This window comes from Enterococcus sp. (assembly GCF_032555305.1).
Classification (GTDB): Bacteria; Bacillota; Bacilli; order Lactobacillales; family Enterococcaceae; genus Enterococcus_A.
In genome coordinates this window covers 214,419-230,860 of the sequence record NZ_JAWGOQ010000003.1, presented here as the reverse complement: position 1 = coordinate 230,860, position 16,442 = coordinate 214,419, and the positions used below count along the sequence as shown (strand labels likewise).

The window sequence follows — 16,442 nt, the reverse complement described above, 5'->3', positions numbered from 1 at the left end:
TTGATGACTAGGAAATAAGCACAAGAAGAAAGGCGAATTCTTCTTGTGCTTATTTATTTTGCTCCGTGCGAAAAGCTTTCGGCGAGATACCGACTTTTTTCTTAAAGAGGTAGCTGAAATAATTTGGATCATTATAGCCGATCTCAAAGGCGATTGCTGTGATCAGCAGATCTGTTTCTTTTAGTAGTTCTTTGGCGTGATTCAGCCGAATCTCAGTTAGTGCATCAATAAAGGTTTTTCCCTTTGTTTGAGAGAAAAGGGTACTTAGATAAGTCAAGCTGACGCCTGTATCATCAGCGGCTGCCTGTAAGGAAAGATTTGGATCCGAATAGTTTTCCAGCATTTCTTTGTATACGGTGGTCACAACAGGATGTTCTTGTTCCTTTTTTTGATAGCTTTTTTCTTTTACCCCATTTTTAATCGCTGTCAGCAGGACTTCAAGTAAAAGCCGATATACGGAAGGGGTATTACTGATCAAGACAAGGTCGGATTCTTGATATTCGGCCAAAACTTTCTTCCCTTGGTTAGTATCCAGTTTCTCCAAGAACTTCATCAAGTATTGGGAAATTTGATAGGCGTAGGAGGAAGAGAAACCTTTTTCTATTTGTAGACCTTGTAAAATTACATTGATTGACTCTGTTACACGAAAATCTTGATTGAGATCCAGCAGGGTTTTATCTGGTAAAACGAATCTCGCGTCTTCAATGTTTACTGTGTCGGCAAGACGAATGATTTTTCCGCTGAAGGGTTCAAGGTTGTCGATCGCATATTGCTGCGTGACCAGCAGATTATTGCGCAGCTCGGTCAGGCGATTGGAGGTATTGCCGAGCGCGATGACAAAAGCGGATTCCTCAATACTTTGAAGTTCATATTTTAAAATATCAGCCGCATAATAGGCTTTTTCCATGGACTTCGCTTCTGTTGGACCGCTTACCAGCCCCTTGATCGTCAACGTATCATAGACTACTGACAGAACACTTTTATCAGAGCCAAAGATTTCATTGAAACGCAGGATCAAGTGTTGATAGTTTTGTTCATTTAAATGCTGCTGAGGCAGTTTGACGTAAAGAGCGGTTAGATATTGCCCTAATAAGTTGAAGTTGAGCTTTTCCTGCCGTTCGATCAATTCACCAGGCTCGTAGCCGCTTTTTTCTAAATGATGAAAAAAATGTTCCTTGTAGTATTCGAAGTGCAGTATTTTGTTCTTTTGATCCGGCTGCTTTTGTCGTTCGTATTCTTGCTGGATCTGTTTTTGCGAGGACATGATAGCGCTGATCAGCTCGTTCGTAGTCACTGGTTTGGTGATATAGGAATCGACACCGATAGAGATCGCTTCTTGGGAGTAGGCAAAATCATCATAGCCGCTGATGATGATCACATGAAGCCACGGCAGCATTTCTTTGGCGTAACGAGCAAGATCTAATCCGTTCATGAAGGGCATCCGAATATCTGTCAAAAGCAGATCCGGCTTCAATTCCTGCATCATGGAAAGGGCCATGTCCCCATCACTGGCTTCGCCGACAAACTGAACTTCACCTTCTTTTTCCAATTTGGCGAGTTGTTTGCGCAGGGATAAGCGAATGATTTCTTCGTCTTCCGCAATAAACACTTTAAGCATCTTCGTTCCCCATTTCTTGAAAGACATCTATCTGGATCGGTAAAATGATCGTAACGGTCGTTCCTTGATTTTCTTGACTTGTCATCTTCAGCTCAGCCGTTTCACCAAAATAAAGGCGCAATCTGCGGTAAATATTATATAGTCCATAACCGCCTGATACACCGGTCGGATCCAGCTCGCGGATATTCTTTTGTAAGGTTTCGATTTGCTGGAGAGACATTCCCACACCATTGTCAGTGACTTCAAAAACTAAACGCTGCTCCTGCTGGCTGCCATTGATTTGGATCAGTCCGCGTCGACGGCTGTGCTTGATGCCATGATACATGGCATTTTCGACGATTGGCTGCAGGATCATTTTCAACATTCTGACCTGCTCGATTTTCGGATCGATCGTGATTTGGTACTCCAAAATTGATCCATAACGGGTTTTTAAAATTTGCAGATAGCTTTTAACGTGTTCAATTTCTTGTTGAACGGTCACCCAGTCGTTGCCGTTGTTAAGGGTCAATTTAAAAAAGTTTGATAAGGCTAACGTTGTTTCAACGACACGTTCTGGTTCGTCTAATTCAGACAGGGTGATGATCGCATCCAAGCTGTTGTAAATAAAATGCGGAGTAATCTGAGCTTGCAAGGCTCTTAGCTCAGCCTTAGCGATGGCTTGTTGCTTGCGATCGTTCTGTTCCAGCAAGGCTTTGATCTGAGTAGTCATCTGATTGACCTCAGTGGAAAGATGGTCGAACTCAATGATCTCGGAACTTTCTACTTTGGTATCTAAATTTCCTTTAGAAACTTCAGACAGAGAGGTCAAAATTTTATCCATCGGAATCTTTATGCGAGCATTCAAATTCTTTTTATTGCGGCTGATAATAATGACCAGAACGATCACTAAACAAATTTCCAAAAATAGTAAAACAATGATGGTTTGAAAAATTTGGTTGCTCTTTTTATTGGAAAGATTAATCTCGCCGGTCACGAATTCCTGCAGCGTGTCCTTTAATAGAACATTAACGTTTCGAATCTCAACTAGGATGGCTTCGCTGTCACTGATTGGTTTTTCAGCGGCGATATTTTTTTTGATAGTAGAAACGTAATGTCGATCCGTGTCCAAAATACGTTTAGCGACATCTAATGTTTGCTGCTGGTCGAAAGATGAAGAGCTGTCCTTCAATTTATCTAATTCCTTTTGATAATGCAGGATCACCTCTGTCGGGTCCTGCATTCTGGTCGGCTTGCCAGTGATCAAATAAAAGACTGAATTATCGATTTTTACCGCCATTTCAGAATTGAGCTTATTGACATCGTTGACGTTCTCAATCGACTGTCGGTATTGAAAGATATTCACCATAAAGAAAATACTGATCAAAACCATCGGCAAAATAGCTAAGAGGATCACTAGCTTATAATGATAATCTAAAGTGTTTCCGATACTTATCCGCTTCATGATCAATACCCTCGTTCATCTATTTTAGTTAAATCGGAATACTCTGAGAAGACTCGTCCCGTTGTGTAGTTTTCTTTAGGAACATCTTTTCCATCTAAGACATCGGTGACAACTTCAAACAGTTTCTTCCCCATATTCGGATCACATTCGATCACACAATTGATCTTCCCGGCCTTCAGTAAATCAATCGCGCTTTGCTGACCGTCAACACTGCAAATCGTGACATCCTTGCCTGGTTTAATATCAGTCTCTTCTAAATAGGAGACAACGCCATCCGCCATATCATCATTGTGGCAATAAATCACATCGACTTGTTTTAGATCCTGAGATTTCGCCACATTTTTGATCGCCTCTCGGCCTTTGGAAAGCATAAAGTCGCCGTGGACTGAAGCAACCAGTTGGAAACGTGGATCGTCCTTCAATCCTTCAACTAAGCCATCATGGCGGCTGATCGCCGGAGAAGCATCCTTGCTGCCTTGAATCTCAACAATATTGATTGGTGCTGGAGCATCCTTATATTTTTTCTTTAGAAAATCCGCGGTTTGGATTCCTTGAATTGGAACATCGGGTCCAACGAAAGTTTTATAAAGATCCGAATCCTCTTTGGAGATCAGCCGATCATTGATGACTACAGGGATATCAGCATCGGCTGCTTCTTCTAAAACATGCTTCCAACCAGTTTCCACGATCGGAGTCAGAATAATCAGGTCTACGCGTGAGGCGATGAAGGAACGGACATCTTTGATTTGTTCCGCCTGACTTTGGTTCGCATTTTCGTAAAGTATTTTATAGTCAGCCCTTTTTCCCGCCTCTAAAACAGATTCCGTGTTGCGTTCTCGCCAAGAACTTTCTGCGCCGATCTGGGAGAACCCGATTACATGTTGTTTCTTTTCTTCATCTGAGTTGGAATTTCCTGCAGAGCAGCTAGTCAACAATAAAAGCACTAGCATTAAAAACGAAAACCTTTTCATTTTGTAGTCCTCCTCATAGCGCCATCACTTCTTACTTATATTGTATGAAAAAAAATTTACCAAAGATAGCGTATCGAAAATATTTATAGCAAGTCTCTGAAAATAATCAAGGTTCTTTTTGAATGATTTTCTATGATGCTATAATCTGCTGAATAATTTAAAGAAAATCAACATAAATGATTCGTGGCAGCGTTTTCAATCTCGCTTTATGATTAACTCATCAAAAGAAAAGCGAGGGAAAATGAATGAAGAAGAAAAAATTGGTCAGCGCGTTTATGTCACTTACAATCCTTGGTACACTGTTAGCCGGATGTAGCGGAGGAGGAAACGCCTCTGAGGATTCAGGTGCGAAAAAAGGCAAAGACGACAAGATCACGATTGGTTTTTCTCAATTAGGGGCAGAAAGTCAGTGGCGGACAGCCAATACGAAATCCGTCCAAGATGCAGCGAAAAATGATCCAGACGTAACCTTAAAATTCTCTGACGCGCAACAAAAGCAAGAAAATCAAATTTCAGCTATTCGTAATTTCATTCAACAAGGTGTCGATGTGATCGCAGTAGCTCCCGTTGTAGAAACTGGTTGGGAAACAGTCTTAACCGAAGCCAAGGATGCAAATATTCCTGTATTGATCGTTGACCGGAAGGTGGAAGGCAAGAAGGTTGAGGATCTGTACAACGCACGGATCGGGACCGACTCTAAAGATGAAGGCGAACGCGGAATCAAATGGCTAGAAGACAAGTTGAAAGCTGATGGCAAAGAAGGCGATGAAGTGAACATCGCTCATCTGCAGGGAACGACTGGTTCTTCTGCTCAAGTAGGCCGTACAGCTGGGATCACAGAAGGCGTTGCGAAGCATGATAAATGGAAGGTTATTGAAAAGCAATCTGGAAACTTCACCCGTGCTGAAGGAAAAGAAGTTATGGAAGCCTTTATGAAATCGAATGGCGACAATATCGATGTGCTCTTCTCGGAAAATGATGACATGGCAATGGGGGCGCTCCAAGCAATCGAAGAAGTCGGCAAAGTGCCTGGTAAAGATATTACCGTTATTTCTTTTGACGGAACTAATGATGCATTAGAACAAGTCGTCGATGGAAAAATCAATTGTGTTGTAGAATGTAGTCCGTTATATGGGGAGGACATCATCGAAACAGCTAAAAAATTAGCTAAAGGCGAAAAAGTTGAAAAAGAAGTAATTGTTAAAAACGGCATCTTTGATAGTAAGAATGCTGAAGAAAACCTACCAAGACCTTACTAATACTTTAAAAGGAATAGAGGTCACTCTATTCCTTTTTATTCTAGCTAGAAGCGTTTAGAGGAGGAATCCACACATGGAAAATGAAATCGTCCTATCCCTAGAGCATATCTCAAAAGAGTTCCCCGGGGTGAGGGCTTTAAATGACGTAAAGATCAATCTCCGCAAGGGAGAAGTACACGCCTTGATGGGCGAAAATGGTGCTGGAAAATCCACCATGATCAAGGTAATGACCGGTGTTTATCCCAAGACGAGCGGCACGATCTTACTGAATAATCAACAGATCGAACCGCAAACACCACAAGAAGCACAAGAAGCAGGTATCAGTACCGTTTATCAGGAAATCAATTTATGTACGAATTTGACAGTAGCGGAAAACATCTATATCGGTCGTCAACCAAAAAAGATGGGTAAGATCGATTGGAAAAAAATGAATCTTGATGCCAAGAAGCTATTAGGAACATTGAAGATCGATGTAGATGTCACACAAACTCTCGACAGTTACTCCGTTTCAGTTCAACAAATGATCGCCATCGCCCGGGCAGTAGATATGTCTTCAGGGGTATTGATTTTAGATGAACCAACGTCAAGTTTGGATGGCAATGAGGTAGAGCAATTATTCGGAATCATTCGCGAGTTGAAAAAGAATGGCATGGCGATTTTATTTGTAACGCACTTTTTGGATCAAGTCTACGCGATCTCGGATCGAATCACAGTGTTGCGTAATGGTCGCTGGATCGGAGAATATCCGGCAAGTGAATTGAGCCAGATTGACTTGGTGACGAAAATGATTGGACAGGAATTTAAGGACGAAAACTCACGAGCCTTTAGAAAAACTACAGAATACCCGCAAACAAATTTTATTCAAATGCGGAATGTCACTAAAAAAGGTGTGATCAATGACTTTTCAATGAGTATTCGTGAAGGCGAGGTTTTAGGCCTCGCAGGTTTGCTGGGTTCTGGGCGAAGTGAAGTGGCAGAGCTGTTGTTCGGAGCACAGGAATTCGATGATGGCGTTCTTTATCTCGATAATGATCATATTAAAAAAATGTATCCGCAAAAAGCGATCAAGGAAAATATTGGTTTTTGTTCCGAAGATCGAAAAGTGTCAGGAATCCTAGCTGATCTAAGTATTCGTGAGAATATCATCGTCTCCCTGCAGGCAAAGCGCGGCTGGAAACGAATCGGCTTCAAAGAACAGCAGGAGATTGCAGAAAAATATATCAAGCTGTTGAATATCAAAACACCGAATGCCGATAAAAAGGTGGGGGAACTATCAGGCGGGAATCAGCAAAAAGTCTTGTTGGCACGCTGGCTCGTCACCGAACCCAAGTTGTTGATCTTAGATGAACCGACAAGAGGGATCGATATCGGTTCTAAAAGAGAGATTGAAAGTTTGATTTTATCACTATCTAGAGACGGAGTATCGATCTTGTTCATCTCTTCTGAATACGAGGAAATGGTTCGCTGTTGTGATCGAATCATTGTTTTAAGAGATCGACTTTCAGTAGCTGAATTGATCGAAGAAGAAATTTCCGAAAATAATATTATGAGCGCTATTGCCGGGGAGGTATCATAATGGAAAAACTCAAACCATTGTTAAAACGAAAGGAATTGTGGGCGGTAGTCGGTCTGTTGCTGATCTTATTGTTCAACTTATTCTTCTCACCGAACTTTTTCAAATTGTCTATCAATGATGGACATCTCTATGGAAGCATGATCGACGTGCTGAACCGCGGAGCCTCCTTAGTGATCGTGTCTACCGGCGTTTGTTTAGTTATCGCGACTCGCGGGATTGATATTTCCGTCGGCTCAGTCAATGCCTTAGGGGCGATGATCGCCGCTTATCTATTGACGATCGGAATGCCCGTTGGTGCAGCAATCATAACCGGACTGATCGCCGGCTGTCTCTGCGGATTATGGAATGGCTTCTTAGTGGCAAGATTGAATATCCAACCGATGATCGCAACGTTGATCTTGATGACAGTCGGACGTGGGCTTGCCCAAATCATTTCAGGCGGAGAGATTTTAACTTTGGGCAAAACTTCCTATTCATTTATCGGTCGCGGTTACCTCTTTGGTTTGCCATTTCCTGCAATTTTAATGGGCTTGGTGGTACTGGGTGTTTATCTGCTGACTAGAAAAACGTCGCTCGGCTTATCGATCGAATCTGTTGGAATCAATGAACAATCGGCACGTTATGCAGGTATCAATACACGCCAAGTTCTATGGATCTGCTACATAATTTGTGGTGTGCTGGCGGCATTGAGCGGTATGATGGATAGCGCAAATGTTTCCAGTGCAGATGGTAACAACAACGGACTTGCATTGGAACTAGATGCGATTCTAGCTGTTGTACTAGGCGGAACGTCAATGGATGGTGGTAAATTTTACATTGGCGGAACGGTCATCGGGGCACTGTTTATCCAAACCTTGAGTACGACCATCTTTACCTTTGGGATTCCCTCAGAAACGATCATGGTGGTCAAGGCCATCGTTGTCATCTTTGTCGTACTGCTTTCTTCTGAACGAATGAAGGAATGGTCAGCGGCTATGAAGCAGAAAAGAAAGGAAGGTGCCTCAGTTGAAAATTAAAATTGGCAATCTAAACGTTCCGTTGTTGGCTTCCATTGGGATTTTCTTACTCTTGTTTTTAGCTGGCTCAGTCATGTATCCTAGCTTTTTATCCCTGCGAGTCGTTTTGAATCTGTTTATCAATAATGCGCATCTGATCGTGTTAGCTTGCGGTATTTGTTTCCCGATCTTGACTGGTGGTATCGACTTATCCGTTGGTGCAGTAATTGCGATGACCTCGATGATTGCTGCGGCTTTATTGAAAGGTGGGATGAATGCCTTTCTAGTGATTGCTATTTGTTTGATCGTCGGTGCTGTCTTCGGAACAGTCCAAGGTTTCCTGATCCAGTATTTCAGAATGCACCCATGGATCGTTACGCTGGCTGGTATGTTTTTCGCTCGCGGAGTCTGTTACTTGATTTCAATAGAATCGATCCCTATCACAAACGATACATTTTACGATCTCTCACAATTTAAAGTCTATTTGTTGCCGGGCTACTTTATTTCCCTCAATGTATTGATCGCGATTGTCTTCGTACTTGTTTGTATCTATTTATCAAAATATACGCAATTTGGTCGCACCGTTTATGCGATGGGCGGCAATATGCAATCAGCGATGCTGATGGGATTGCCAGTGGGTCGGACAAAAATAATGATTTATTCATTAAGCGGCTTTGCTTCTTCACTAGCGGGTATCATGTTCAGCTTCTATACCTTATCAGGTTATGGATTACATGCTCAAGGCTTAGAAATGGATGCAATCGCAGCCTGCGTAATCGGCGGCGTGCTGCTGACCGGCGGTGTCGGCTCTCTGATTGGACCGGTGATCGGTGTCTTGATTACGGGTGTGATTCGTACGATGGTCGATTTCCAAGGAACGCTCAGCTCATGGTGGACTAAGATTTTTGTCGGCTTACTGATGCTCCTATGTATCGTGATGCAGGTAGCAATCGTTAATCGCGACAAACGAACGAAGGGCAAAAAGAAACGAAAAGAGGAGAAGCTGGAAGAGCCTGTTGATGTAGTAGTATAACTGAATGAAATAGATATTAACGAGTTCCTAAAAAAGGGCTCGTTTTTTTTGCATAATGCTTCCTTATTACGAGCTAACTGTCAGTTTGGCTTTTCGCAGTCAACAATAATTGAACACCACAGCGCTTTAATTGTTGTTTAAGGAAATATCTGCTATGGTCTGATTAGTAAAAAAACAAGGAGCCTTTCGAATGTATAAGAAAAGTTATGGAATCATTCTCCTGTTTCTTCTATTCCTTTTTCCAATGAAAGTCCATGCTGCTCATCATGGGCTGACGGCTAATCAGCAAATGAAGCAGCTGGAACAATACCATCAATTTTATGGAGCGGCTTTTTCTAATGAGGGCGTTGACGATGATTTTGGTATGTACAAAATTCCAGGATTATATCAAGCTGAAACACTGAGTTTGGCAACGAATGAGATTGCGGATAGTCGGACGATGACACCGCAGGGAGTTACCCTGACAGAAAAATATCTTTTGATCTCGGCGTACAGTCATGATCATCAGAATCATTCCGTGATCTATATGCTGGATCGACAAACACATCGTTTTATTAAAACTGTCGTATTGCCAGGGCACCCACATCTTGGCGGGATAGCCTATGATCCGAAGCATCAGCGGGTTTGGGTCACAACTGGAGGACTGTTTGCGGGCTTATCGTCGATTGATTTGAAAGAGATGGAAGCATATCAGCTGAAGAAGAACCGTGTCATTTCGTACCATCAGCAAATTTCCTTAAAAGAAGTTTCTCATGCTTCGGCTTTGAGCTATACCTCTGGCGTTTTGGTCGTGGGTTATTTTACTTTGGGTGAATATGGACGCATGGCGACTTATCGTTTAAACAATCAAGGTGAATTAACGATCGCTTCCCAAGAAAAGGTTTCGAGTTTTGATCAGGGAAAGAAGGGTCAATCGGGAGTAACACCGATTCCACCCTCTCAATTTGCTCGTTCCCTTGGTTCTTGGAAAACTTTGGACATGATTCAAGGATTGACTTTCTATAAGGATTATTTAGTGATGTCTCAGTCGTGGGGACCTGATCGCCCGGGGAAAATCTATTTCTTTAATCTAGATAAGGTCGATAATTTCTTCTCGCTTAAGGATGCAGAGTTTTCAGTGGACACGCCGCCTTACATTGAACAAATCACTACTGACGGCAATCAGTTGTATGCACTTTTTGAAGGAGGCGCATGGCCATATCGAACGAGAAATCCCGTGCTGGTGGATCATGTTATTCAGCTTGATATTGAAAATCTGCTGTCTAAAAAGTCCAATAATTATGACTGATTATTAAAATAGAATTGATTATAAGGCTAAAGCCATTAAGAGTTTTCTTGCGGGAAAGCTCTTTTTTGTGGCAATCATGAAACGTGTTTCAGATCGTGAAACGAGTTGAGTTGTAAGCGGTATCTATTTATTTTTGGAATAGCGGCCCGTATACTAAACACATCATAAAAGAAGGAGAGAAAATGATGAAAGCGAAAATCATGGATAGCATGCAAAAATTTTCAAAGGCAATGTTTGTTCCAGTATTGATTTTGCCGATAGCCGGTATTTTGATCGCGATCGGAAATGTGTTTACCAATCCGCGGTTGATTGAGACTTTTGGCTTTTTAGATAATCCGATCACGATGGGCTTCGGTAGTATCTTATCAGCGGCCTTACTGCCAGTTTTGACAAACCTTGGAGTGATCTTCTGTGTCGGGATTGCGTTGGGATTGGCCAATAAGAAAAAGGCGGAGGCAGCGTTTACCGCGTTGCTTGGCTACTTAGTATTCTTATATGCCATGAACAAATTTATGGAGCTTCGCGATATGCTGGTAGCGCCTGATCAATTGCAAGGTTCAGGACAAGCTTTAGTTTTAGGTGTTCAAGTCTTGGACATGGGTGTTTTTCTAGGAATTATTCTTGGGATCGTAGTGGCGTTGATCCACAATCGTTTCATTGATACGACCTTTAATAATGCTTTTCAAGTTTACGGCGGTGCCCGCTTTGTCTTTATTGTTTTGATTCCGGTATTAGTGCTGGCAGCTATTCTGCTTTCATTTATCTGGCCGGTTATTCAACAAGGGATCGATGGTTTAGGCGGAGTCATTCAGAAAACTGGAAACTTTGGAATTTTCCTCTATGGATCGTTAGAACGGTTATTGATCCCGACTGGATTGCATCATTTAATCTATACGCCATTCTTATATACGTCTCTCGGCGGCGTGGCAGAAGTTGGTGGTCAGGTTTTCGAAGGCGCGCGAAATATCTACTTTGCAGAGATTGCTGATCCTGCGATCAAAGTCCTATCTCAAAGCGTGATCTGGGATGCTCGAGGAATTTCGAAAATGTTCGGTTTGATCGGAGCTTGTTTAGCGATGTATCAGACAGCAAAGCCAGAAAACAAATTCAAAGTAAAAGCGATCTTGATTCCAGCAGTGGTGACCTCGTTTGTCGCTGGAGTAACTGAACCGATTGAATTTTCATTTATGTTCGTGGCCCCGGCACTGTTTGTCATTCATTCAGCATTGAGCGGATTGAGTATGGTGGCACTGAATATTCTTGGATCAAGGGCGATCGGTCCGAATGGCTTTATTGACTTTTTGCTTTATAACATTCCATTGGGAACAGAGAAGACCCGATGGCCGATCTATCTCTTAGTCGGTGTAGCCTTCTTCTTTATCTATTACTTTATTTTCCGTTTCTTGATCGTTAAGTTTAACTTCAAGACAGTCGGACGAGAAGATGAGGATCAAGAGACGAAGCTTTATTCGAAGAAGGACTATAACGAGAAAAAAGCGACAGTACCAGATGATGGCGCATTGGCAGCTCCAACATCTGATGATGAGCTTTCAGGGAAAATAGTGGAAGGTTTAGGCGGAGCTGAAAATATCAAAACCATCGATAATTGTTACACCCGTCTGCGTCTAAAACTAGCCAATCCAGCTTTAGTAAATGAAGGGCTGTTGAAAAATCAAACCCAGGCAAAAGGCGTTATCAGTAACGGGGAAAATGTCCATGTGGTATACGGCTTGACCGTACCGCAAGTGCGTGAAAAACTTGAAAAATATTTAGGAAGAGACAGTGGAGGAGACGAATAGATATGAAAAAATTCTCAGTAGTAATTGCCGGCGGCGGGAGTACCTTTACTCCAGGGATCGTCATGATGATGTTGGATAATTTAGAACGCTTTCCATTGAAAACCTTGAAATTATACGACAATGATGGCGATCGCCAAGGAGTACTCGGTGAAGCATTAGAGATTTTGTTGAAGGAGCAAGCACCAGAGATTGACTTTCTGTATACGACCGATCCGGAAGTTGCATTCACCGATGTAGATTTTTGTATGGCGCATATTCGCGTAGGAAAATATGCGATGCGGGAAAAAGATGAAAAAGTTCCATTGCGTCATGGCGTCTTTGGTCAGGAAACCTGCGGACCAGGCGGAATCGCTTATGGCATGCGCAGCATCACCGGTATGCTGGAGATCATCGATTACATGGAAAAATATTCGCCGGAATGCTGGATGCTGAATTATTCCAATCCAGCGGCGATCGTCGCTGAGGCCTGCCGTGTGCTGCGACCAGACTCGAAAGTGCTGAACATTTGTGATATGCCAGTAGGAACACTACGCCGGATGTCTCAGATCATTGGCAAGAAACCGGAAGAATTAGAGGTTCGTTACTTTGGCTTGAATCATTTTGGCTGGTGGACCAGTGTCAAAGACAGAGAAGGTCATGAGTACATTGACCAAATTCGCAATTACGTTTCCGAACATGGCTACTTGACGCAGATCGAAGTAGATACCCAGCACACCGATCCAAGCTGGCAGGAAACGCATAAGAAAGCGAAGGATATTTTAGCTGTAACACCAGAGTATTTGCCGAATACTTACTTGAAATATTATTTGTATCCTGATTACGTCTTTGAGCACATGAAGGATCATCCAGAATTTACCCGTGCGAATGAAGTGATGCAAGGGCGCGAGAAAAATGTTTTTGATCATGCCAAACAAATCATCGCTAACGGCTCCGCAGAGGGCATTGCCTTTGACATTGATGCTCATGCGACCTTCATCGTTGATTTAGCCCGTGCGATTGCCTTCAATACTCATGAACGCATGGTAATGATCGTGGAAAATAATGGCGCGATTGCCAATTTCCCTGATGATGCGATGGTTGAGGTTCCATGTAATGTCGGTACAGATGGACCAGAAGCATTGGCTCAAGGACAAATTCCAGCCTTCCAGCAAGCGTTGATGTTCCAGCAGGTCACCGTCGAAAAATTGGTAGTCGAAGCTTACGTAGAGAACAGCTATCAAAAAATGTGGCAAGCGTTGACTTTATCGAAAACTGTTCCGAGTGCGCAGATAGCTAAGGAATTATTAGATGACCTGATTGCAGAAAATGGCGATACTTGGCCAGAATTACATTAATTTTAAAGGATGTAGCGGCAACGACGAGTGAGTTGCTGCTACGATCCTTTTTTTCTAAAAAAAATGCAGGAGGAACGGAATGGAAATCACGATGATCGGACTGGGCAAAATGGGTTTAGGTGTTGCTGAAAATTTATTGCGACATCAACATAAAGTGAAAGGTTTAGATATAGATCCGGATGTTGCAAAGACATTGACAGATTTAGGCGGAGTCTTTTACTCAGATATTGAAAGGCTGTTAGAAAATCAAAGGGATCGGCGGATTGTGTGGCTGATGCTACCAGCCGGAAGCTTGACGAAGGATATGATTGTAGAGGTTGCCGAAAGATCGAAGGAAGGCGATATCGTAATTGATGCGGGAAATTCTCATTATCAGGATAGTTTAAACAACTTTGATTATTGCCAAGCAAATGGCATTCATTTTATTGATGTCGGGACTTCTGGCGGAGTGGAAGGTGCGAAGCATGGAGCATGTATGATGATCGGTGGTGAACAGGTCATTTTTGAGGAACTGAAGCCAATCTTTGCTGAGCTATGTGTAGAAAAAGGCTTTATCTATTGCGGGGCTGCAGGAAGCGGACATTATCTTAAGATGGTTCATAACGGCATCGAATATGGTATGATGCAATCAATTGGCGAAGGCTTCAATTTACTTCATCATAGTCCTTATGACTATCAAATGAAGGATGTTGCTCAAGTATTTAATCATGGTTCAGTGATTCGCTCTTGGTTAATGGAACTAATGGAAAATATCTATCGCGATCGAGTGAATCTGACTGAGATTGCAGGAATCATCCCATCTTCCGGAGAGGGGAAATGGACTGTTGAGGAAGCGCTGAAATTAAAGGTGAACCTGCCGGTGATCACCCAATCACTTATGACACGCTTTGCATCAGAGGATTGTGATAAAATAAGTGAGAAGCTTGTCGCATTATTGCGCAATCAGTTTGGCGGGCACGCCTTTGTAAAGGATGAATGATTTTGTCAGTTTTTTTAGGAATAGATATCGGCACGACCGCTATCAAGTTAGGTGTAATTCAGGAAAATGCTTTGCTTTATACCAGTGATTTACCGCTTCAAACCTATGGAGATGATCGGATCAAGTATCAAGACGGAAATGAACTTTTAACGATTTTGCAGGCTGGAATTTTAGCCATTCCGACTTCGCTTCGTCAACAAATTTCGACTATTAGTTTCAGTACAGCGATGCACAGCCTGATGCCTGATGATGGCGAAAAGCAAGTTTTTTTATGGTCAGATCTGCAAGCAGCGGAGACGATGGATTGCTTTAAGCAAACGAACTTAGCAACACATTTTTATGAAATTTCCGGCACTCCGATCCATGCCATGTCCCCGTTTGCCAAGCTGCTTTATTTCCAAGAAAAAAAACTGTATCCAGCAGGGACACGTTGGTATGGGATCAAGGAACTGGTCATGGAGTATTTTACTGGAAAACCAGTGATCGATTACTCTACCGCCTCCGCAACAGGCTTGTTCGATTTGAGGGAAAAAAAATGGAGTTCTGAGATTCTCGCTTACCTTGATATTAATGAAGAACAGTTAGCACCGCTAGTTGATACGGATCAGGCATTTGAGATATTGCCAAAAATACGTGATCTATTTGACTTTTCTGCTGGCACAAAGGTCGTCATTGGCGCAAGTGATGGTACTTTAGCGGCCTATGCCAGCTACTATGCGACGGGCAGATCCGCTAGCCTAACAATCGGAACAAGTGCTGCGGTGCGTCAGATTACGGACACCATTCACTTAGATCAGACCAAGCAAAACTTCTGCTACTACTTAAAAAAAGATTTATTTGTTAGTGGAGCACCATCCAATAATGGCGGGGTCGTTTTGGCTTGGGCGGCGAATCATTTGGCAGACAATCCTGCGAAATTCTATGAGCTTTTGCCGGATTTATTCGAACAAACGGAGTTAGGTGCGAAGGGATTACGCTTTTGGCCTTATTTAAATGGGGAACGCGCTCCATACTGGAATAATGAAATCAAAGGCGGTTTCTATGATTTGACCCTGCAGCATACACGAATGGATATGCTGCGAAGTGTGATTGAAGGGGTTCTATTAAATATTCGTCAGCTGGTTGAACTTGTCGCAAAGGATGAATCATTATCTGTCAGCGGCGGCTTTTTCCAAACAGCGGTTTTGGGGCAATTAGCGGCAGACGTTTTTGGTGTAGCTTGCTATTACGCACCGCAAAATGAACCAATTTTCGGTTTGTACTATTTATTAGAGCAGCCGAACGTACTGGTTCAAGAGGCGCAAGAAGCCTTTTTCCCTGAGCCAACCAATCATGAATCTTATACGCGGCTAGCTCAAACCTACTTTAGCAATTAGCTTTGAGTGAATTCTTGAACGATGTATTCCATCAATAATAATAGCTTGCCAAAGAAGCTGTTGTATTTGATGTTTTGACTATCTAGCGGCCGTTCGTCAGCCACTTCAAAGATGATCGTTGCCGCCTCAGTCGCGCGGGATTGACTGTTACCAGTAAACAGAATAGTAGGGATCTTGCGTTCTTGGGAAAACTGCATTTTCTCAATCACTTTTTGAGTCTCGCCGGATTTGGATATGACAATCAGCATACTGATGTTATCGGCATTATTGTTGATGATTCCCGACGAATCTGCTGCATTTACGAAAAGCGTCTTGATTCCATTGACCAGGAGTTTCTTATAAAGATATTCGGCAATGATACTTGAAAAACCGGTCGCGTAAATCGTGATGAACTTTCCTTGATCGGCTTGATAGATTTGCTTCATATTTTGGATCGAAGGAGCGATTCTCTCGGTTGGAATTGAGATATCAACGGTAGCCTCAACCAATTGGTTTTGGGGTTGGTATTGATTTTTCAAGAAGTAAAATAGCTCTAAGTAACCAGAAAAATCTAATTTTTGTGCTAGACGCACAATAGTTGCTGGAGAAGTATATAAGGTAGCAGCGATTTTTCTTAATGAAACACCATCTAGTTCATTGACGTGAGCTGCTAAGTAAGTCAAGATCGTTCGGTCATTATCCGATAGTTGTTTTCCTTTAGTCACTAATTCTAAATCCATTTTCACACCTCTTATAATAATCAATAGAGCCTTTACTTTGGTATTATACACTAA

13 protein-coding genes are annotated in these 16,442 nt (G+C 42.4%); 9 read left to right on the top strand and 4 right to left on the bottom strand.

The annotated features are described in order from the left end of the window. Positions 1–49 precede the first annotated feature (49 nt). From E6139_RS04090 to E6139_RS04080, 3 genes are read right to left on the bottom strand one after another with little or no spacing between them, the layout of a single operon-like run. Positions 50–1,618 carry a response regulator gene (locus E6139_RS04090; protein WP_316401790.1) on the bottom strand — a complete coding sequence of 523 codons (1,569 nt, stop codon included), beginning with the start codon at positions 1,616–1,618 and terminating at the stop codon, positions 50–52. Then, positions 1,611–3,059 (bottom strand): sensor histidine kinase, encoded by a 1,449-nt coding sequence (locus E6139_RS04085; RefSeq protein ID WP_316401789.1) that lies wholly within the window; start codon positions 3,057–3,059, stop codon positions 1,611–1,613. Before E6139_RS04085 ends, E6139_RS04090 begins: the two co-directional genes overlap by 8 nt. 2 nt (positions 3,060–3,061) lie before the next feature. Beyond that, positions 3,062–4,030, bottom strand: a complete 969-nt coding sequence (locus E6139_RS04080; RefSeq protein WP_316401788.1) for an ABC transporter substrate-binding protein — start codon at positions 4,028–4,030, stop codon at positions 3,062–3,064. Between the two features lie 245 nt (positions 4,031–4,275). Here E6139_RS04080 and E6139_RS04075 point away from each other — a divergent pair, with 245 nt between their 5' ends. From E6139_RS04075 to E6139_RS04035, 9 genes are all read left to right on the top strand, one after another. Then, positions 4,276–5,289: an ABC transporter substrate-binding protein gene (locus E6139_RS04075; RefSeq protein ID WP_316401787.1), complete on the top strand. Its 1,014-nt coding sequence runs from the start codon at positions 4,276–4,278 to the stop codon at positions 5,287–5,289. A 73-nt stretch (positions 5,290–5,362) separates the two neighbouring features. Further along, on the top strand, positions 5,363–6,865 hold the full coding sequence (locus tag E6139_RS04070) for a sugar ABC transporter ATP-binding protein (protein WP_316401786.1): 1,503 nt from the start codon (positions 5,363–5,365) through the stop codon (positions 6,863–6,865). Further along, a complete protein-coding gene (locus tag E6139_RS04065) occupies positions 6,865–7,881 on the top strand; it encodes an ABC transporter permease (protein WP_316401785.1) in 1,017 nt (338 codons plus the stop codon). Before E6139_RS04070 ends, E6139_RS04065 begins: the two co-directional genes overlap by 1 nt. Then, positions 7,871–8,893: a galactofuranose ABC transporter, permease protein YjfF gene (gene yjfF, locus E6139_RS04060; RefSeq protein ID WP_410470507.1), complete on the top strand. Its 1,023-nt coding sequence runs from the start codon at positions 7,871–7,873 to the stop codon at positions 8,891–8,893. Before E6139_RS04065 ends, yjfF begins: the two co-directional genes overlap by 11 nt. A gap of 190 nt (positions 8,894–9,083) precedes the next feature. Further along, positions 9,084–10,181, top strand: coding sequence for a hypothetical protein (locus tag E6139_RS04055; RefSeq protein ID WP_316401783.1), 1,098 nt, complete (start codon positions 9,084–9,086; stop codon positions 10,179–10,181). Between the two features lie 185 nt (positions 10,182–10,366). Next, positions 10,367–11,980: a PTS transporter subunit EIIC gene (locus E6139_RS04050; protein ID WP_316401827.1), complete on the top strand. Its 1,614-nt coding sequence runs from the start codon at positions 10,367–10,369 to the stop codon at positions 11,978–11,980. Positions 11,981–11,982: 2 nt separating this feature from the next. Then, the gene (locus E6139_RS04045) at positions 11,983–13,314 is read left to right on the top strand and encodes a 6-phospho-alpha-glucosidase (RefSeq protein ID WP_316401782.1); all 1,332 of its coding nucleotides are present in this window, start codon (positions 11,983–11,985) and stop codon (positions 13,312–13,314) included. Between the two features lie 79 nt (positions 13,315–13,393). Continuing rightward, positions 13,394–14,293, top strand: a complete 900-nt coding sequence (gnd, locus tag E6139_RS04040) for a phosphogluconate dehydrogenase (NAD(+)-dependent, decarboxylating) (protein ID WP_316401781.1) — start codon at positions 13,394–13,396, stop codon at positions 14,291–14,293. Beyond that, positions 14,290–15,669, top strand: a complete 1,380-nt coding sequence (locus E6139_RS04035; RefSeq protein WP_316401779.1) for a gluconokinase — start codon at positions 14,290–14,292, stop codon at positions 15,667–15,669. Before gnd ends, E6139_RS04035 begins: the two co-directional genes overlap by 4 nt. Here the strand turns inward: E6139_RS04035 and E6139_RS04030 are convergent. Continuing rightward, complete coding sequence (locus E6139_RS04030; protein WP_316401778.1) at positions 15,666–16,388, bottom strand: MurR/RpiR family transcriptional regulator; 723 nt, start codon at positions 16,386–16,388, stop codon at positions 15,666–15,668. The two genes, E6139_RS04035 and E6139_RS04030, sit on opposite strands and share 4 nt — an antisense overlap. Positions 16,389–16,442 lie beyond the last annotated feature (54 nt).